This window comes from Pediococcus parvulus, from assembly GCF_007990205.1.
GTDB classification, from domain to species: domain Bacteria; phylum Bacillota; class Bacilli; order Lactobacillales; family Lactobacillaceae; genus Pediococcus; species Pediococcus parvulus.
On record NZ_BJWE01000020.1, the window covers coordinates 13464 to 32537 of the forward strand.

Sequence of the window (19074 nt, forward strand, 5' to 3'; positions counted from 1 at the left end):
TGGTATTAAAAAATCCGTTAACTTTTAACGGATTTTTTTTTGGTTAATTAAATGTATAGGAATTTTGATAAATTAACGGATTTCCGGGTGTGATGATAATGTTTCCAAAGCCTGAATGATTAGGGGCATCTGGCAACATTTGCGGTTCAATGGCAAGACCCAGTTGAGAAGTCATATGACGTGTGCCATCAACCAAGAAATCTCCTTCAAACCCTGTAGTGGAAAATAATACAAACGAATTAGAGTTGGTGTGGATCGCTAGTTTTCTTCCGGACGATGGATCCTGCAAGATTAGTTGTGGGTCTGTGGATGTTTGTGTGTTAATTTTGAAGGGCGTATCTAGCCCGTTAGGTAGTTTTGCCAGAGCGTCACCTAAATTTGTGGGTTGGCGAAAATCAAATGGCGTTTTAGCTACCGATAATAAGTTACCTGTTGGCATATTGGAAGCATCTGTTTCAGCGATCGTATCTGCGTTGATCTGCAACTCATGATCATTAATGATTTTTTGCACATTTCCAGATAAGTTGAAGTAAATGTGAGTAGTTGGGTTAAACAAAGTTGGTTCAGACGTATTGCCAAAGTAAGTGACCGTAAATTTATTATTTTGGTCAAGGACAAACATTGCCGAAATTGAAAGCCGTCCCGGATAACCGTTTTCCCCTGCAATACTAATGTATTGTAGAACGACGCCAATTTGATTGTTCGTTTTAATTAGCTTAATTAAGTTCCAATGTGAATAGCTTATGGACGGATGATCGCCACCATGAATATGGTTCGGACCACTGTTTTGATCAAGAGCGTGACCGTTCCATTGTGCACCGCTTAAGCGTCCCGCGACCCGAGCCACAGTGGCACCGAAAAAGTCATGATGCTGGGCATAATCATGGGAATGCATAAAACCCAACGTGATATTGGCGACGTTGCCATCTTTATCGGGGGTATTAATTGCCACGACAGTTGCACCAAAATCACTAATAATGACCGAAACATTCTGGTCGTTGGTTAAAGTGAACCATGTTGATTGATTGTGAATTTGTTTAGAAATATCCATATTGAATCCTCCATTCGATTACTTAAGTTAAGCATACCGCAAACGTTTTCAATAAGAAAGAATGGCGACAATTATATTTGAAGTTAAGGAAACTAACTTTAAGTTGCGTTTACGAAAGGTAACGCCTAAACTAATAGCATATTGGAAACACAGCGGGGGTAATCTAATGAAAATAGACTGGCAACAACTTTTCTTTAACATACTAAAATTTATTGGAATGTTCTTTGTATATCAAATTGGAACAATTCCCTTACAGATGGCCTATTTAATGCCAACCAACCAGGCCTTTGTCTTGGTTGCGTTTGTCATGTACCTGATTACAACTGGATTTATGTTAGTCTTGTTTATTCAAATGTATAGGACGCAGTTGCGCAAGCACAATTTGGCTCATTTTGGGCGAACAAAACCGACGAAACGAATTGTTATTTTTATGATCATGATTGTGATTCTTTGGATCTTATTTTTAGCAATGCAGATTTGGATGAATCAGGCGAAATTATTGCCAACTTCACAAAATCAACAGACGGTTATTGCATTTGCAAAAGCCATTCCTTGGTGGATGGGCTTGGACGCCGTTGTCTTTGCTCCGATTATTGAAGAAATTTTATTTCGGGGATTCTTTTTTAATTGGTTTTTTAATTCAAATGACAAAAGAATGCAGCTTATTGGCGTATTTTTAAGTGGAGCCATTTTTGGAGCCGTCCATGATGTGAGTTCTTTGTTGGGTTGGCTAGTCTATGCTCTCATGGGGTGGTTGCTGGCACTCACTTATGCGTATACAAAAGATATTCGCTACAATATTGGACTGCATGTTTTCAATAATCTGATTTCGCTAATTTAGCGATTAAACTAGATATGATAATCGGGATAATTGAAACTGATTCCGTGACAAGGCATAATGAAGATATAAGATATTTTAGATTTTTGGATGGGAGTTTTGTTTATGGAAAAACATTGGTGGCAAGAAGCAGTTGTCTATCAGGTTTATCCGCGGAGTTTTCAAGACACGAATAATGATGGTATCGGGGATTTAAATGGTGTCATTGAACATTTAGATTACATTAAAAAACTTGGTGCAGATGTCATTTGGTTAAATCCAATTTATAAATCACCTAACGATGATAATGGTTATGACATTGCGGACTATAAAAAAATTATGTCAGAGTTTGGTAACATGGCGGACTTTGATCGTCTGTTAGAACAAGCTCACAAGAAAAAATTGAAGATAATGATGGATTTAGTTGTTAATCATACTTCGGATGAGCATCATTGGTTTGCGGAAAGTCGTAAAGATCGCTTGAATGATTATCGCGATTATTATATTTGGCGTGATCCCAAAAATGATCAGGAACCAAATAACTGGCAAAGTGCATTTGGTGGTTCAGCTTGGCAGTTTGATGAAAAAACAGGTCAATATTATTTACATCTGTTTTCAAAAAAACAACCAGATCTTAACTGGGATAATGTTAATGTACGGCATTCTGTGTTTGATATTATGCGCTTTTGGTTAGATAAAGGCGTGGATGGATTCCGAATGGATGTCATTAATTTGATTTCTAAACCTGAGGGTCTACCTGATGTTAAAGTTGATGGTCAAGCCAATTTGGCTGCCAATGGACCGCACGTTCACGATTATTTGAAAGAAATGAATCAAGAGGTTTTGTCATACTACGACGTGATGACTGTGGGTGAAACGCCAAATGCCTCTACACGAGATGCAATTCGATATACAGGGTTCGATAGCCATGAGCTAGAAATGGTTTTTCAGTTTGAACATATGGGCCTTGATGGCAATGAGAATCCGTTGATCGGCAAATGGAGTACTAATCGGGTAAAGTTGACCGACCTAAAGCAAGTGATGTCTAAGTGGCAAACAGATCTAAATGGTAAGGCATGGAATGCTTTGTACTGGAATAATCATGATCAGCCACGAGCAGTTTCACGTTTTGGCAATGATCAAGAGAAATTTCGCGTTGTCTCGGCTAAGATGCTTGGAGCAACCTTGCATTTTATGCAGGGCACACCCTATATTTATCAAGGCGAAGAGTTAGGAATGACCAATGCTAATTTCAAATTGTTAGAACAGTATAAGGATATTGAGAGTTTAAATGCCTATCACGAACTGGTCGATCAAAAAAAGTTGGTGACTTCCCACCAGATGTTACAATATTTGAAACACTCGTCACGAGATAATGCACGTACACCAATGCAATGGAATACTTCGAAGAATGCTGGGTTCAGTAAAGCAACCCCATGGCTTGCGGTTAATCCTAATTATGATGAAATTAATGCCAAACAAGCAGTTGACGATGAGAATTCAGTTTTTAATTTCTATCGGCGAATGAATCAACTGCGTAAACAGTATGATGTAATTGTTTATGGGGATTATCAGTTGTTAGATCCAGATGATGACCAAATTTGGGCATATACCCGTCATTTAGACACACAAGATCTATTAGTTATTAGTAATTTCACAGAAAGAACCGTACAGCGGTGGTATGATTTGAGCCAGCAAAGTAATAAATTGAAGCTTTTGGGGAATTATGCTGACGATCAAAACGAGACCTTACGCCCTTATGAGTGCAAAGTGTACTTGATTCAGTAAGTGATTAAAACTTGTAATATGCATTTATGATGAATAGTTGTATAATGGATTTTATGAACAAAAATCGCTGAATAATCAGTGTGGGAGGTTTAGTATGCTTTACCAATATCCAACATTAGCCAAAATCAATGAAACAGGAAACGCAATTCGGGTTAACGAAAATAGTGTCATTCAAAGTTTGCCAAATATGTCAGGGGTCGATTATTTTGTCAAAAGTAAGGATCAACATGACTATTATGTTTTTATTGATCGCGGTGAGCAGGGTGGAGCAGTTATTCATACCGATAATTACAGCGATTTAGGCTTTTTCTTAATCGAAACACCATTGTCTGATTTTGATCTAGACATTAATCCAGAAACAAGTTTAGTGGAAATGTACGATGGAGCTGGTGTTGTCACGGATTTTACGGATGCGGTTGAAAAAGATGAAATCAAAAAAATGCTTGATGAATACCAAAATGCTTCGGATGAAGAATTAGAAGCAAGTGATGTCTATAAAGAGCTAGATAAATATGTGAGTCGTTATCTGGAACTTGACGAAACGACGGAAAAACATGTCAATTTGGCTATAATTCGAATTGCAATCTTGAGTATTAGTCAACAAAGTGCAACGGAGCAGTAAAGTAAAGAGAGTAGAAAAAAGGACGGTTAGATTCTGAGCATAGCCTAGACTAACGAATGATCCATACTTTGGATCGTTCATTAGGCGTAGCTAAGCGAAAAAATCTAACTGCCTTTTTTACATTTTAGAAATAATATTCGGCCTCTTCTTATTTATTACCACCAAATAAAAATTAATAAATTTTCAATTAAAATCTGTTTTAAGGTTTTTCGTATTTTATGGCCGTCAGGGGTGAAATTGTTAAGAACATAGCTAGCCTTATGGTCGTTATTCTTGAAATAAAAAACAATTTTTTTTCTGAGGGCGTATCGGTGGTTTGCCAGTAAAACGGTAATGCACCAATAGAAGGCAGTACGTCTAAAAAAGTAAATTTATGTGGAAATCTTTTTTTAAGAAATTTTGAATTGCATGGGCGTTATAGTTGGTTGCCCGCTGGAAGCCAAATTTGCCTTCTTGAATGTGGGAAATGTGTTCCCACTGATTTTGAACATCTACAGGGAGGGCAGCAAGCGTATCGGTCCATGATCCGGTTTTCGGATCTTGTTTAAGGATAAGATTCTCGTGGGGATTTAATTCATAGGCATAGCTGATTTGTAAAAGACGGCTATTTTTCTGAACCTGCCGGAATAAGTTTCGAATTCCGACTTCCCGAATGATTTTTTCTATGACTTCATAAATGGTGGCTAGTTCCCAGACTGTTAAACACCAATATACAATTGAACCAGGGGTGAAAGAAAAAGGAATTAAAAGCATGGGGATAATCTGATACAGCCAAACGTGGAACAACGGCATAATCGACATATGGATACTTAACGCAAAGAGACCGAACGATAAAACGCCGGCAAAATAGGTTATTAAACCAAGCTAAGTGATTATTCGAGGAATCAATGCGTAGTTTACAAATAGGGCATGTTTGAAAATCTTAAAATTTTTAAAGTTAGTTTGAAAGCTTTGCAGCAGTTCTGGTACTGTATTGGGATTCTTCATGCAGGTGTTCCTCCGTAAAATGGATAGGTTAAGGTTGATAACATTTTCTAGTACATCACTAAACATATTTTGTACACAAGTTTACCATACATATGTTAAAACCAATAGTTTGATTAAAAAAGTGATTAAGACGAAATTATGAGCTTTTGAAGCTAAGCCATTTCATACTTAATCACTTTTTAGTTTATTGAGAACCCGTATTAATTGGATTGGGAAGGATCGTCCTGTGGTTTACTTTCAAAATCAGGGATGAGATGCTCATCGTCTAAATGGAGAAGAAGATTGTAAAGTGCACCATACAAACTTGCATCGTTCTTAAAATAGGCCGAATAGATTTCTGGAACAGACAAAGTTTTGCGCAGTAACGTATTGTCATCTCTAAGTAATTGTAATTGATGTTTTATTTCCGGCACGAGGATACTTTCTGCACTGATACCACCGCCAATGACATATCTGCTTAAATCAAGGACAGCTTGAGTATTGATAATCATATAGGCAATTCTGCGGCAGTACTGGTCGAAAATTTTTCGTGCGGCGGGTTCGCCATTTTCAATTGCTTTGAAAACACGCATCCCATCGTTATGATCAGTAAAGTCCAATACAGTTGCAATATTATTAATCATTCTTACTGCTGAACCTGCATTAAACATTAAATTATCAGCATCATCTGCTGCACCGTTAATTTGCGAGAGCATAAAACTTAGGTCACCACCCTGAGCATTAGATCCATACCAAAGGTGACCATTTAGAATGATGCCACCGTCCACAGTGGTTCCCAAGATAATTGCGGCACCATTTTTGATTTCTTTTAAATTACCTAGCCAGAGTTCTGCTAGGGCGGCTGCTTTACCACTGTTTTCCATGGTCACCGGCAAGTCATACCGGCGATTAATAATTTTACTTAAACTAAGGCCGTGTAACATTGGGAGGGCGCCGCCGTGATAAATAATTTGTTCTTTTTGATCAATACGGCCAGGTACACTAAAAGCGATCCCCCTGATATGTGGAAGGACTTCGTTAATTACGCCATATAATTTTTTTAAAAAACTATCCACACTATCGCGCGGTGTACTAAACTGGGACTTAACTTTTAAATTACCACTATGATCAATTAGCGCATATTTCGTATATGTTGCGCCAATATCGATAGTTAGGTAATCTTTTCCCGGATTGTAATTCATTACGTTTTTCCCTTCCTTAACTCAATAAAGCTATTATAGCGCAATTGACAGCGATATCACAATTCGAGTTTTGAGAGTGTGATTTTCTAATAGATGAACCCAATAATTTGTTACAGAAGTGACCAATTTTTTTATAATGTAAATTTTGTCAGGAAAAATACTTCCTAATTCCATGGATTTGATTTGCTATTCTGACGTAAGTCTTTATACTAAAAGGTATCCAAACAACGAGGAGAAATGTATGAAAACAGCAATTGTAACGGATAGTTCTGCCTACCTTTCTGACCAACAAGTTCGTGAAAATGACATCATTGTGGTACCAATCACGGTTATTTTTGGGCAAGAAACTTTTTTGGAGAATATTGATATTGATGATCAGTTGTTCCATGAAAAGCTCCAGACTTCCGGTTTGATGCCCTCCACAACTCAAATCACGTTAGGACAAATGCAAGAAGTTTTCGATAAATTGATTGCCGAAAATTACGATGAGGTGATTTGTATCCATCTATCTAGTGGCATTACAAGTTTCATCGAAAACCTAACGGAATATGCAAAAGGTATTACGGAAATTAATGTCCTCCCGTTTGATTCGCGTATGACTAGTCAAGGCGAAGCTAACATGGTCTTGTTGGCTGCCAAATTACGTCGAGAGGGGAAAACTGGTACGGAAATTATTCCTTATTTGAAACACCTTCGTGAGACAACTAAGGTTGATTTTATGGTGGATAATTTAAGCTTTTTGATGCGTTCAGGACGGATCACCAACCGCTCGGCCATTATGGGAAACTTGTTAAGAATTAAGCCAATTTTAGATATGGATGAAAAGGGACGTATTGTGATTCAAAGTAAGGAACGCACACGGAAACGTGCACTTCAAAAAGTTTTGGATAATCTACATTCTGATTTGGACCGTGGTGAAGATGAGTATCGTGTTTCCATTATTTACGGAGTAGACCATGATTTAAGTGCCAAATGGGAAGAGACCATTCAACAAGAGTTTCCAGCAGCTAAGTTTGAGAGTAATCAATTGGGGCCCGTAATTATGTCCCACACCGGTGAAGAAATCGTTGGTGTCATCTGGGGTAAAGATTGGGAAAAAATTAAGATTGACGAATAAAGTAGAACTTTGGCTCCTATTTCTACACATTTTAAAATAGTTTATTGAAGTTAAGGCTACTTTTTTGATTTAAACTTGAGAAACTTCTAGAAAAATGGTATATTGTTAAAATTAAATTAAAAAATGAGAAAGAAGTGTTAGTTACATGAAACCAGTTATTGCAATTACTGCAGATGTGAGGGTGGCTGATTCAGAAGTTATTAACGAACGCCGGGCTGACTTTGCTCCTCGTGGTGCAGTAGACGCAGTTTTAGCAGCGGGTGGCCTCCCGATCGTTTTACCTTATACTGCTCCTGAGTTATCGGAAGAACTTGTGAACACGTTTGATGGTTTGTTAATTCCGGGTGGTCCAGATGTGGATCCTACCTTCTTTGGTGAAGAGCCGATTCCTGAAATTGGTCGAACTTATTATAAGCGTGATGCATTTGAAATTGCACTTGTCAAAGCAACAATGGCTGCCAAAAAGCCGATTTTTGGAATCTGTCGAGGAATTCAAGTGATTAATATTGCCATGGGCGGCACAGTTTTCCAAGATTTAGGTGTGCAAGATCCAAGTTGTCGAATCCGACATGCGCAGGCGGCACCCGGTGAATTTCCAACGCACCATGTGGTCATTGAACCTCATAGTTATGTGCGATCAATTCTCAAAACAGATCGCAGTTATGTAAATTCACGGCATCATCAGGCTGTGCGGAAAGTTGCAGTCGGATTAACCGTTTCTGCACAAAGTGATGATCGAGTGATTGAAGCTGTTGAGTCTACACAAAATAGTGAAATAGTAGCAGTTCAATGGCATCCCGAAAATATGTGGCAAGAATTTCCAGACCAACTAGAGTTTTTTAAAGATTTGGTTAAACGTAGCCAACACAATTAAAGCACGCGAAAGTGAGGATACCTATGCATATTGAAACAGAAAAACAAAAGATGGGTTTTTGGAGTATTGTCCTGTTAGGGATTAATGGGATTATTGGTTCAGGAATTTTTCTACTTCCAAATCAAGCGATGAAACTGATGGGAACCGCAAGTATCGGTGTTTTTATTTTTGATGCTTTACTTGTGACAAGTATTACCGTTTGTTTTGCAGAATGTGCTTCCTTGTTTGAAGTAAATGGGGGTCCATACATATACGCTAAAGCAGCCTTTGGTGAATTTGTAGGTTATGAGGTCGGTTTTGTGACTTGGGCAATTCGCATGATTGCTGAGGCGACAATGGCGGTTGCGTTTGCGACTGCGTTAGGCGGGATTGTACCAGGTTGGAATACACCACTGATTAAAAATATTATTGTGACCGTAGTGATTGTGAGTTTGGCACTGATGAATATTTCTGGTGTTACCCTTTCAAAAATCGTGAATAACATTGTGACAATTGCGAAATTATTACCCTTGCTGTTGTTTGTTTTGATTGGATTCTTTGCAATTAATGGTAACAATTTTACACCGTTGTTTCCTGGGGGAACTTATCATAGTGGTGCATTTGCTGCAGCAGCAGTTTTACTGTTTTACGCCTTTACTGGATTTGAAGGCTTAGTGGTAGCTGCCGGTGATATGCGAAAACCAGAGAAGAATTTGCCACGTGCTATTTTACTGGTCATTGTGATTGTAACCGTGTTTTATATTTTGTTACAAGTTGTGTCGATTGGAATTTTAGGACAACACCTAAGCGCGTCAACGGCACCAATTCAAGAAGCATTTGGTAAAATTGCTGGTAATTTTGGAACTAGTCTGGTGGCTGCCGGGACAATCATCTCAATTGGTGGTATCTGTGTGGCATCTTCATTTATTACACCTCGTTCAGGAGTAGCAATGGCAGAAAACGGTATTATGCCGGCAATTGTTGGTCGGCGTAATAAAAAGAATGCCCCATACGTGGCCATTCTTGTGTCGGCAACAATATCACTACTGATTGCTTGGTCTGGAACGTTCGAAACTTTAGCTCAAATTAGCGTGGTTTCGCGTTTTGCTCAGTATATTCCAACTTGTTTGGCGGTTATTGTGTTTCGTTATACGCGGGCACAGGAACTACGAACGTTCAAAATTCCTGGAGGTTGGTTAATTCCAATCATCGCAATTTTGGTCAGTGTGTGGTTGCTGATTCAGGTTGATGTGTCACAATTGTTATTTGGTTTTGGGGCCCTGGTGATTGCTGTACCATTCTATTGGATTATGAAAAAACAGGCAAAAGCATAAATAAAAGAGAATGAAAAATAAGGCGCATTAGATTCTGACGTAACTCAGTACACAGAATCTAATGTGTCTTATTTTCCATTTATATTTAAAATTCTTCATAAACTGCTGGATCTTGGTTCTTAACACGGCCGTCTGGACGGTCCAAATTCGTGATGGCTTCCATTTCTTCTGGCGTTAACTCAAAATCAAAGATGTGTAAGTTTTCTCTTTGACGGACGGTTGAACTTGATTTTGGAATGGGCATAACACCTATCTGAGTTTCCCAGCGTAAGATTATTTGACCAACGGATTTCTTATGGGCATCAGCAATTTTTTTGATTGTGGAATCTTGCAGTACAGAACTTGCTCGACCAAGAGGGCTCCAAGCTTCAGTTGCGATATGATGATCTGCATCGTATTCACGTTGAGGTGCCTGTGAGAAATAGGGATGCAATTCGACCTGATTGACGGCCGGTGTTACGCCGGTTTCATCAATCAAACGATCAATATGTTCTGGTAAAAAATTAGAAACGCCGATTGAACGAACTAACCCCCATTTTTGGGCATCAATTAAAGCTTTCCATGCTTCCACATAATGATCTTCTTTTGGATTTGGCCAGTGAATTAGGTAAAGGTCGAAATATTTTAACCCGGTTTGGTAAAGTGATTCTTGAATGTTAGTTAAAGCTTCGTCGTATTGGTGATGACGTCCTGGTAATTTTGATGTAATCATGATCTGAGAGCGCGGAATATCACTTTGTCGAATGGCCTCACCAAGTGCGCCATGGTTCTCGTAATTATAAGCTGAGTCCAAAGCACGATAGCCATTATCAAGTGCACTGCGAACAGCACTTACACCAGTTGCCCCATTTAATTTATAAGTTCCAAAGCCTACTTGTGGAAAAACGGCCCCATCATTAAGCTTGATTTGTGGAATTTGATGACTCATTATTGACATCTCCTAGAATTTAAAATAGTTGACATTAGACTTGAACGGTTAAACAATGAAAACGTTCTATAGTTTTAGGATAAGCTAAATTTAGCTTTCATGCAAAAATAGCCTATCAATTTAAAGAAAGATTAGGTGAAATAATGACTGAAGTAAATGCAAACAAGGTGGGAACACTGACACTTGGAGAAAAAACGTTTAGTCGCTTAGGATATGGTGCAATGCAACTACCCGGCAAGGGTGTTTGGGGGCCCTCAGAGAACCCTAAAAATGCTGTAATGGTTTTACAACGAGCAGTTGAACTAGGCGTGAATTTTATTGACACGGCAGATGCTTATGGACCGTTCACCTCTAACTTACTGATTCGGGATGCCTTTGCACCTTACAAGGGCGAATATAAAAATGTTTTTATTTCAACAAAAGTGGGTTTTACACGCCAAGGGCCTGATAAATGGATTCCAGTTGGTCGCCCTGAATATTTGCGACAAGAAGTTGAAATGAATTTACGCACATTGGGTGTAGATAGTATTGATCTGTTGTTTTTGCATCGAATCGACCCCAAAGTTTCAGTTGCGGATCAAATTGGTGAACTTGCCAAAATGCAGCAAGAAGGAAAAATTAAGCATATTGGTCTAAGTCAAGTTTCAATCAATCAGATTCAAGAAGCCAGCAAGTATGCCAAAATCGAAGCAGTACAAAATCTTTATAATGTTACTAATCGAAAAGACGAGAATGTTCTAGATTACTGTGAAACCCATCAAATTATTTTTGTTCCTTGGTTTCCTTTGGCAACTGGAGCTCTTGCTAAACCAGGATCAGTTTTAGATGGGTTAGCCAAAAAGTATCAGGCAAGTCCTTCACAAATTGCCTTGGCTTGGTTATTAAAACGATCACCGGTGATATTGCCAATTCCAGGGACTTCCAATTTAGATCATTTGGAACAGAATGTGGCTGCAACAAATGTTAAATTAACAGATGAAGACGTTAAGGGAATTAATGACTTGAAATAAGATATTGATAAGTCGGTATCATAAGAAAATTATAATTACTACAATAAACATTAAAGTTGTAAGAACCTTTAGAAATTTGCTATACTAACTGTGTAAACAAATCTTGTTTTTCTAAGAGGCGTTTATAGAGACAACTAAGTGATCACTAGTTGATTTTATGAGTAATACTCTAGACAAAACCAAAAGGAGTGAAGGACAATGTTTGGATGGCTATGGGCTTTAATTATTGGTGGAATTATCGGTGCGCTTGCAGGTGCGATTACAAGTAGAGATTTACCAGCAGGATGGATTGGTAATATTGTAGGAGGACTAGTGGGTGCTTGGTTAGGACAATCCCTTTTGGGAACATGGGGACCTCAGTTAGCAGGAATGGCATTAATTCCCTCGATAATTGGTGCAATTGTGGTTGTGCTAATCGTATCAGCAATTTTTGGAATGAGAAAAACAAAATAAAGAGTGAACGAATTGAAACGGTTAAACAGCTGCATTTAAGATCGATGGAAGCGGGATCGCGATCTCGCAGGAATCGGGGTTAAATGCGGCCGTTTGTTTCAATAAGTTTTCCTAATAAAGAGTGAACGAATTGAAACGGTTAAACAATCTTTTTTTGAGTAAGAAAACAAGCGTATTTCCAGCTTTTTGCTAAAAATACGCTTGTTTTTGTATGTGGACTTAGGCGTGTGTCACGTCACCAACGGTTTCTTCTTTTTCGGAATAATTATTTTCTTCCTTAATAAGACGTGCACGTTCTTTTTTGTTGTACCATGGAGATGTTGTAAATGCTAAAACATCGTTAATAAGGTAGATTGAACTGTTTACAAACATGGCTAATGTAGCTGAGCCCTGACGGAATGAAATGAACCAAAGGACCATTTGTGCAATTCCTGAAGCAACCCACCAGAAGTATTGGTTGTTGAAACGGAGGAAGCAGATAACACCAGCTGTTAAACTAATTGAAAAACTGATGGCGTCAACCCATGGACGAGGATCATTAGTGAATGTACCGATTAGGTAACCAGAGACAAAGTAAACAACCACTGTTGAAGCTAATGCCACAAACCAAGTTTTACCAGTGAACTTACGAATCTTAGAAACCATGTTAACGTTCCAGTTTGCACTCATCAGAACTGGTAAATCAAGTGTAACAACGTAAGCCAACTGTTCTGCCATACTTAAATAATTTTTTGCTGCAAAACCTGTGATTATAAAACATAATGCAGATAATAATCCTAACCAACCATTAACTGATTTTGCGGCATTGATTGCTAAAATACATAAAACACCTAATGTGGTTCCAATAAATGTAGTAATTGTTAAAGCTGTAATTGGTGAATTCACCAAAGTCATGATTTGACAACCAAGACTGAAAAAGAATAAATAGTAGTTTTGTTGAGGCCAACCCTTTAATTGATGTGCCAAAAAGTGTAAATAATTAGACATTTGCTTATCTTCCTCTCTTGTTTCTATGTATACGACCGTACACAATATGTTCCGATTTCAAAACCAAGCAACACTATATATTGTATCTCGAAATTAAAAAAATGAAAGACTTGATTTTATCTTTTTTTTGCGGTATAGGAAAAGCTACAATTAAATAACGACATTAAAGTTTAAAAAATCTCGAAAGCATTCTAAAATGAAAATAGGAGAGGAAGTGACAAAGATGGACTTTAGTTATTGGGGCAGCATTTGTTTAGCAGTTTTTATCACGTTGTGGCTTACTGATCGGCGTCGATTTTTAAATGGTTATTTTTTGATTGCCGGGCTGATATGTTTTGTGATTGCAGTTTGGCAGTGGCTTGAAGTGACTCAGGCACCTTGGATGCAAGCTATGATGTTGATTACGAGCTTAGTCCTGACTGGAATTATTCCCATTGCTTTAGCCTTTTTTGCACTTGCCTGTGTGCTCTATAGTAGAAGACTTATTCGTTATTCGGGTTCACAACTTGGTTACGTCATGTTAGAAACTATTGGTTTTGTGATTTGGGGCATGCTTATTGTAACCCTACTAAATTCGCTATTTTTTCGTAGTCATCTTATATGGATGATACTTGGTATTTTATTTTTATGGATCGGCTATCTCATGGTTGGTTTTCTTTCATATGCGTTGTCTTCTTTGCTGGACGAATTGCCTATTCTGTATTCTGTGGATTTTATTGTGATTTTGGGAGCGGGTCTACTGGCAGATGGCAGTGTTTCGAGGATTCTCCAGCGACGCCTGGATAAAGGAATTGCAATATACAAACAGCAGCGAAAACGAGGGGCTCACCCGCAATTTGTGGTTTCGGGTGGACAGGGTTCCGATGAAATCATGCCAGAGAGTCGTGCTATGGGCAACTACTTGATAGAAAACGGTATTGCTAAATCTCAAATTATTCAAGAAAATGCTTCAACCTCTACTTATGAGAATTTATATAATTCAGAAATATTAATGACAAAGGAAAAGGTTTTTCATCGAGCCATTTTTGTTACAAACAGTTTTCACGTGTTTCGAGCTGGTGTTATTGCAAAACGATTGCATACAACAATGTCTGGAATTAGTGCGTCGACATCCATCCATTATCTTCCGTTTGCAGCTTTTAGAGAATATTTGGCTTTATTTATGATGTTTAAATGGACAAATGCTATGATTTTGGCTACCCTGACAATTAGCTATTTAATCTACTGGTTATTCGTTTATTAATTAACTTGTGGAACATGGTATAATGTCGTCAAGGAGGAGAAAATCATGACCTTACAATTAAATATTAAGAAGAGCTTAGTTGGGGTAGCTGCTGTTGTTATGCTGTTTTCTTTGGTTGCATGCAGTAATGGTGGACAAAGTGATGCAGCAAGTAGCTCGTCGTCTTCTGCCACTTCAACGCAGACCAACCAAAAAAAGGCCTCAGCTTTATTAAAAAAAGCCCAAAAGCAAATTGAAAATGGACAAACAAGTAATGCACTAGCAACGTTAAAAAAAGCGCAAAGCTTAAACAATAATGATAGTAAAGTAAGTGAATTACTTGCAAATGTTCAAAACTATTTAGCCGCCAAAGAGGCACTGAATAGTGGTGATACTGATTCTGCAAATTCTAGTTTGGCAAAAATGACGTCAGAAAAGACAAACGGGGATGCACTGACTTCACAAGCTAAAGATTTGAGCACCAAATCCGCTCAACTAAAAGAAGCAAATAGGTGGTATCAAAATGCATATGATGCTGTTTCAAATGGGTACTACGAAACAGCTAAAGCGGATTTGGCTAAATTAAATGCGTTGCCTTCATCAGTTAGAGGGATTAAAAACCTTCAAGAGCAAGGAAAAGCTTTAACGAATCAAATAAGTGTTGCAAGTAGTAGCTCGACTACATCTCAAAGTTCCAGCATGAATTCAAATAGCAATTCAAGCAGTTCAGGCGCGTCTCAAACTACTGGGAGTTTGACGGATGACCAGGTTGATAGTGTCATTACTTCATTCACGGGAACAGTGGGAATTACTAATCAGCGCGGACTTTCTTTTGGTGTGACGCAGATTGGTACGAACTACTACCAAGTTGAAGTACGTCAGAACAATTCTTCCAATACAGTAGGCAGTTTGACCGGTATTTACCGTTATAATACGCAAACAGGTAGTTATTCTAAACTGAATACAATTACAGGTAATTATGAAAAATAATTAATATTGAAAATGTTTGATCTTTAAAAACAGGCCAGAGAAATTTTTTCTCTGGCCTGTTTTATTTGCAAACTTAAATAGCTAAAACACATTAAAATTGGCAAATCTTTTGGATCTTTTTTTTGATCACATGAGTAATTAGTGCTTTGAACATACAGCGTATTAGATTGTTTGTGCATTTTCTATTTTGAATAATCTTTTTTCTTTAAATGAATTGCTGTAATTATTGTAAGAAGGGTTGCTAAACTCATAACAATGAGAAAACCAAACGACGAACTTTTACCAGGAATTCCACCTGTATTCATTCCCCAAATTCCAGAAACTAAAGCAGGAATCGAAATGACTAATCCCGCCGAATCTAGAAATTTCATTAAATGATTGAGATTATTATCCATCATGTCAGTAAACAGTCCACCAATAGTTTCCAGTAAGTCTCGATAAACGCGAACTAGTTTATTTGCATGGCGTTGACTGAGCTTGATGTCATAAATCAATGCTTCATCATTAATATTTGAAATGAACGCCTTTTCTTCCCATAACGAATCTAAGGTTTCGGCCTGATCCTGTAATGTGTGATCTAGATAGACAATCTTTCTTTCCGTGTCAGCTAAACGGAATAATTCTGAATTTTCTGTAGTTTTTCTTGCCGCCTGATCTAAATCATCAATTGTCTTTTTTATTTCCTGTAGTTCCTTAATAAAATGGGTATACGTGGTGAAAATGGCGAATGAAATTAGCAAATCTAAGTTTGTGATTTCCTGTCCCCTTTGTTCAACGAGATGTTCAGTAAACTCTGAATTCTCACAGACATAAGTGATAAGTAACGAATCTGATATTACAAATGAGATAGGCTCTAATCGGAATTCAATATTTTCTTTAGTATTGGCAGAGAGATTAATAAGGACAAGAGAATAGCTATTATTCAAGTTTGTATCTTTAAGTTTTTCAAATCGAGAGACTTCTTCGGCTTGACTGGATCCGATAAAAATGTCACTTGGAAGATCAAATTGATCGATAGTTTTTTGAGTTTCTTCTTTGGTGGCATTTTTTAAAACTATCCAATTGATTTGTTTTGGATGGTTGGCTTTAGTGATACCTTTTTTTGAAATGTTGAAATTTAAAATCACTTCTATATCTCTCCTTTCAAGTTCAGTTTTACATGATGAAATCAAACATTTAATTGCGTTTATTTCTATTATGTCAGAAATCAGATAACGAGTTAAAAGGATATGCTTATTTTAATCATTAGAAATAGTTGAGCATCTTGCTTGGAAAACTAATCTGGTTTCGATATCCTAAAAGTATCAAAAGGAAATCTTATTTTAACAATAAGATGAGGGTGATCACTTTAAAATGGGGTTTCTAATATTGATAATGGGTTTACTAATTAGACCCAATATGACAGTTAAGAAGGGGGAAAGTAAGCTATGAAGGAACCAGATCTGAAAGATCCACGTTACTTGTATCATACTGACGGCTTTGAAAAGCAAGATCAAGAAACGCCGGCACTTCAGGCCAAGATGCAACCAGTACCTGACTGCGGCGAGACAAGTTATCGTGGCAATCACAAACTGGAGAATCGCCGTGTATTAATTACTGGTGGTGATTCGGGAATTGGTCGGGCAACAGCCATTGCGTTCGCTCGAGAAGGCGCAGATATTGCACTTCAATTTTTTCCAGGTGAAGAAAAGGATGCAAATGCTGTTGCAGAGTACGTAAAGGAGGCTGGTCGCCGTATTTTATTACTGCCAGCCGATTTACGTAAAGAAAGTACAGCAGCAAAACTTGTTCAAGATACTGTAGATGAATTTGGTGGGTTAGATACGCTAGTTTTGAATGCAGGTCAGCAAGTTTCTTGTTCAAATTTAGAGGATCTGTCTATGAAACAAGTAAACGACACTTTCCAAGTTAATATTCTTTCAATGTTTGCCTTGGCGCAAGCTGCGTTACCTCATTTACCGGCAGGAAGTAGTATCGTTACAACCACCTCTATTCAAGCTTTTAATCCTAGTAAACATTTAATGGATTATGCAGCAACGAAGGCAGCAATTGCAAACTTTACTATTAATTTAGCTAAACAAGCTGCCATTAAGGGAATACGTGTAAATGGTGTTGCTCCTGGTCCGATTTGGACACCTATTCAGCTAGATAAGGGTCAGCCAAAAGAGGCCTTGCCAAAATTTGGTCAGGATAGTTTGTTAAAGCGAGCAGGACAACCAGCCGAATTAGCTCCCGTGTATGTTTTCTTAGCTTCTAATGATGCAAGTTATGTCACAGCCCAAATTTATGGGGTAACGGGTGGAGAGGCGATCAATTTATAGGAGGGCAACTATATGAATAAATTTTTTAAAACAGTCCTCATTGTTTGTGCCTTACTCTTTATGGTATTGTGCTTGTTTGTCACATCCTTAACTTGGCCGGGGGAACAGCATTCCCAATTTTTAGTGAATATGAGAGATTTCTTTTTAACAAATTACTATGCTTATACCACAATGTTTTGGATTTCTGTAGTTGTCTTAGCTGCTTTTTTGATTGTTATCCTGATCATTCTTTTTTATCCCAAAGCAACGACAACTTTTACTTTAAAGGAAAATCGAGGCAAGTTGAGTGTGCACAGCCGGGCCATTGAAGGAATGGTACGTTCAATGCTCAATAAAGAGGACTTTATTGGATCACCTAAAGTGAAGGTTCAAACGTTAAATCGACGAATTACAGTAATTGTTAAAGGTGAAATCAAGAGAACTTCTGCTCTAGTTGATCATACTGAAGAATGGTCAAACAGAGTCCAGGACCGAATAAAAAATCTTGTGGGTGCTCATCATTCAGTTAAGGTTAATGTCAGACTAGAACGCTACCAATCAAGGGGAGCGGCTACTTCAAAAAACGTTCGCGTAGAGTAGGAGGTCGCAAATGAAAGCAATATTTGATGAATATAAACTCCCTATTATTGGGGGAGTGGTCGGACTGATTATTGCAGTTTTATTAGTTACGATTGGCTTTTTTCAAACCCTTTTGCTCATCATTATGGTGGGCGTAGGTACAGCAATTGGGCTGTATTTAGATAAAAGCCATCTGTTAGATGAATATTTGAATAACAAAGAATAAATAGGAGGAAACTAACATGAAAGAAAAAGAATTAATTCAACCAAACGGTATGACAGGAAGGGATCAAATGAATAAGAGATCTAATGCACAAACAAAACCGGATATTAATGGCGAACTTACTTACGATGATAAAGTTGTTCAAAAAATCGTTGGAATTGCTTTAGAGGAGATTGACGGTTTGTTGACTGTTGATGGTGGATTTTTCTCTAATATTAAAGATAAATTGGTCAATAGTGATGATGTGCGTTCAGGGATCAATGCTGAAGTTGGCAAAAAACAAGTTGCGATTGATATGGACATCGTTGCCGAATATGGTAAAGATATTGAAGATATTTTTGAACAGATGAAAGAAGTTATTACACGTGAAGTTAAAGATATGACTCATCTAGATGTCATTGAAGTTAATGTAAACGTGGTAGATGTTAAAACTCGTGAAGAGTATGAAGCGGATAGTGAGACTGTACAAGATAAGGTGAAAAACACTGCCGAAAAGACAGGTAACTTTGCTTCTAAGAAAACGGATCAAGCCAAGAATGCCATGGATAAAGGGCGTCGTAAAGCAGATGAAGCAAGAGAACCACGGGTTGAATAATTAAATAATAGGGTACTAAAGGTTGAAACTACAAAAA

Annotated in this window: 20 protein-coding genes; 14 read left to right on the top strand and 6 right to left on the bottom strand. The window is 37.8% G+C overall.

From position 1 onward, the window contains the following. Positions 1-43: 43 nt before the first annotated feature. A complete protein-coding gene (locus tag PPA04_RS05490; protein ID WP_057783999.1) occupies positions 44-1051 on the bottom strand; it encodes an aldose epimerase family protein in 1008 nt (335 codons plus the stop codon). A 166-nt stretch (positions 1052-1217) separates the two neighbouring features. On the opposite strand from PPA04_RS05490, the gene PPA04_RS05495 reads away from it, so the two are divergent. From PPA04_RS05495 to PPA04_RS05505, 3 genes are all read left to right on the top strand, one after another. Then, on the top strand, positions 1218-1892 hold the full coding sequence (locus PPA04_RS05495) for a CPBP family intramembrane glutamic endopeptidase (protein ID WP_057783997.1): 675 nt from the start codon (positions 1218-1220) through the stop codon (positions 1890-1892). A gap of 102 nt (positions 1893-1994) precedes the next feature. Further along, positions 1995-3656, top strand: coding sequence for a glycoside hydrolase family 13 protein (locus PPA04_RS05500; protein WP_057783995.1), 1662 nt, complete (start codon positions 1995-1997; stop codon positions 3654-3656). Positions 3657-3750: 94 nt separating this feature from the next. Next, the gene (locus PPA04_RS05505) at positions 3751-4278 is read left to right on the top strand and encodes a hypothetical protein (RefSeq protein WP_057783993.1); all 528 of its coding nucleotides are present in this window, start codon (positions 3751-3753) and stop codon (positions 4276-4278) included. 357 nt (positions 4279-4635) lie between these two features. On the opposite strand, the gene PPA04_RS05510 is transcribed toward PPA04_RS05505, so the two are convergent. Together PPA04_RS05510 and PPA04_RS05515 are read right to left on the bottom strand one after the other, a co-directional pair. Continuing rightward, the gene (locus PPA04_RS05510; RefSeq protein WP_057783991.1) at positions 4636-5079 is read right to left on the bottom strand and encodes a hypothetical protein; all 444 of its coding nucleotides are present in this window, start codon (positions 5077-5079) and stop codon (positions 4636-4638) included. 386 nt (positions 5080-5465) lie between these two features. Then, positions 5466-6446, bottom strand: coding sequence for an ROK family protein (locus PPA04_RS05515; protein WP_057783989.1), 981 nt, complete (start codon positions 6444-6446; stop codon positions 5466-5468). 241 nt (positions 6447-6687) lie between these two features. Between PPA04_RS05515 and PPA04_RS05520 the strand changes: the two genes are divergently transcribed. From PPA04_RS05520 to PPA04_RS05530, 3 genes are all read left to right on the top strand, one after another. Then, positions 6688-7563: a DegV family protein gene (locus PPA04_RS05520; RefSeq protein WP_057783987.1), complete on the top strand. Its 876-nt coding sequence runs from the start codon at positions 6688-6690 to the stop codon at positions 7561-7563. Between the two features lie 145 nt (positions 7564-7708). Next, entirely contained in the window at positions 7709-8437 is a 729-nt protein-coding gene (locus PPA04_RS05525) for a gamma-glutamyl-gamma-aminobutyrate hydrolase family protein (RefSeq protein ID WP_057783985.1), read from the top strand. Positions 8438-8460: 23 nt separating this feature from the next. Continuing rightward, complete coding sequence (locus PPA04_RS05530; RefSeq protein ID WP_057783983.1) at positions 8461-9750, top strand: APC family permease; 1290 nt, start codon at positions 8461-8463, stop codon at positions 9748-9750. Positions 9751-9835: 85 nt separating this feature from the next. On the opposite strand, the gene PPA04_RS05535 is transcribed toward PPA04_RS05530, so the two are convergent. After that, complete coding sequence (locus tag PPA04_RS05535; protein ID WP_057783981.1) at positions 9836-10678, bottom strand: aldo/keto reductase; 843 nt, start codon at positions 10676-10678, stop codon at positions 9836-9838. Positions 10679-10821: 143 nt separating this feature from the next. On the opposite strand from PPA04_RS05535, the gene PPA04_RS05540 reads away from it, so the two are divergent. Together PPA04_RS05540 and PPA04_RS05545 are read left to right on the top strand one after the other, a co-directional pair. After that, on the top strand, positions 10822-11688 hold the full coding sequence (locus PPA04_RS05540) for an aldo/keto reductase (protein ID WP_057783980.1): 867 nt from the start codon (positions 10822-10824) through the stop codon (positions 11686-11688). Positions 11689-11886: 198 nt separating this feature from the next. Next, entirely contained in the window at positions 11887-12141 is a 255-nt protein-coding gene (locus tag PPA04_RS05545) for a GlsB/YeaQ/YmgE family stress response membrane protein (RefSeq protein WP_057783977.1), read from the top strand. Positions 12142-12360: 219 nt separating this feature from the next. Here the strand turns inward: PPA04_RS05545 and pnuC are convergent, their stop codons facing one another. Then, positions 12361-13128, bottom strand: coding sequence for a nicotinamide riboside transporter PnuC (gene pnuC, locus PPA04_RS05550; RefSeq protein ID WP_057783976.1), 768 nt, complete (start codon positions 13126-13128; stop codon positions 12361-12363). Between the two features lie 223 nt (positions 13129-13351). Between pnuC and PPA04_RS05555 the strand changes: the two genes are divergently transcribed. After that, positions 13352-14371 (top strand): YdcF family protein, encoded by a 1020-nt coding sequence (locus PPA04_RS05555; protein WP_057783970.1) that lies wholly within the window; start codon positions 13352-13354, stop codon positions 14369-14371. Positions 14372-14416: 45 nt separating this feature from the next. After that, on the top strand, positions 14417-15340 hold the full coding sequence (locus PPA04_RS05560; RefSeq protein WP_057783968.1) for a tetratricopeptide repeat protein: 924 nt from the start codon (positions 14417-14419) through the stop codon (positions 15338-15340). Between the two features lie 182 nt (positions 15341-15522). Here PPA04_RS05560 and PPA04_RS05565 read toward each other — a convergent pair whose 3' ends face one another. Then, positions 15523-16464, bottom strand: a complete 942-nt coding sequence (locus tag PPA04_RS05565) for a magnesium transporter CorA family protein (RefSeq protein ID WP_373295136.1) — start codon at positions 16462-16464, stop codon at positions 15523-15525. A gap of 303 nt (positions 16465-16767) precedes the next feature. On the opposite strand from PPA04_RS05565, the gene PPA04_RS05570 reads away from it, so the two are divergent. Genes PPA04_RS05570 through PPA04_RS05585 form a run of 4 tightly spaced genes read left to right on the top strand, consistent with a single transcriptional unit; the run spans position 16768 to position 19037 of the window. Further along, on the top strand, positions 16768-17661 hold the full coding sequence (locus PPA04_RS05570; RefSeq protein WP_057783964.1) for an SDR family oxidoreductase: 894 nt from the start codon (positions 16768-16770) through the stop codon (positions 17659-17661). 12 nt (positions 17662-17673) lie between these two features. Next, positions 17674-18240: an alkaline shock response membrane anchor protein AmaP gene (amaP, locus tag PPA04_RS05575; RefSeq protein WP_057783962.1), complete on the top strand. Its 567-nt coding sequence runs from the start codon at positions 17674-17676 to the stop codon at positions 18238-18240. A 10-nt stretch (positions 18241-18250) separates the two neighbouring features. Next, positions 18251-18445 (top strand): DUF2273 domain-containing protein, encoded by a 195-nt coding sequence (locus tag PPA04_RS05580; protein WP_057783960.1) that lies wholly within the window; start codon positions 18251-18253, stop codon positions 18443-18445. Between the two features lie 49 nt (positions 18446-18494). Continuing rightward, the gene (locus tag PPA04_RS05585; protein WP_147206748.1) at positions 18495-19037 is read left to right on the top strand and encodes an Asp23/Gls24 family envelope stress response protein; all 543 of its coding nucleotides are present in this window, start codon (positions 18495-18497) and stop codon (positions 19035-19037) included. Positions 19038-19074: the final 37 nt, after the last annotated feature.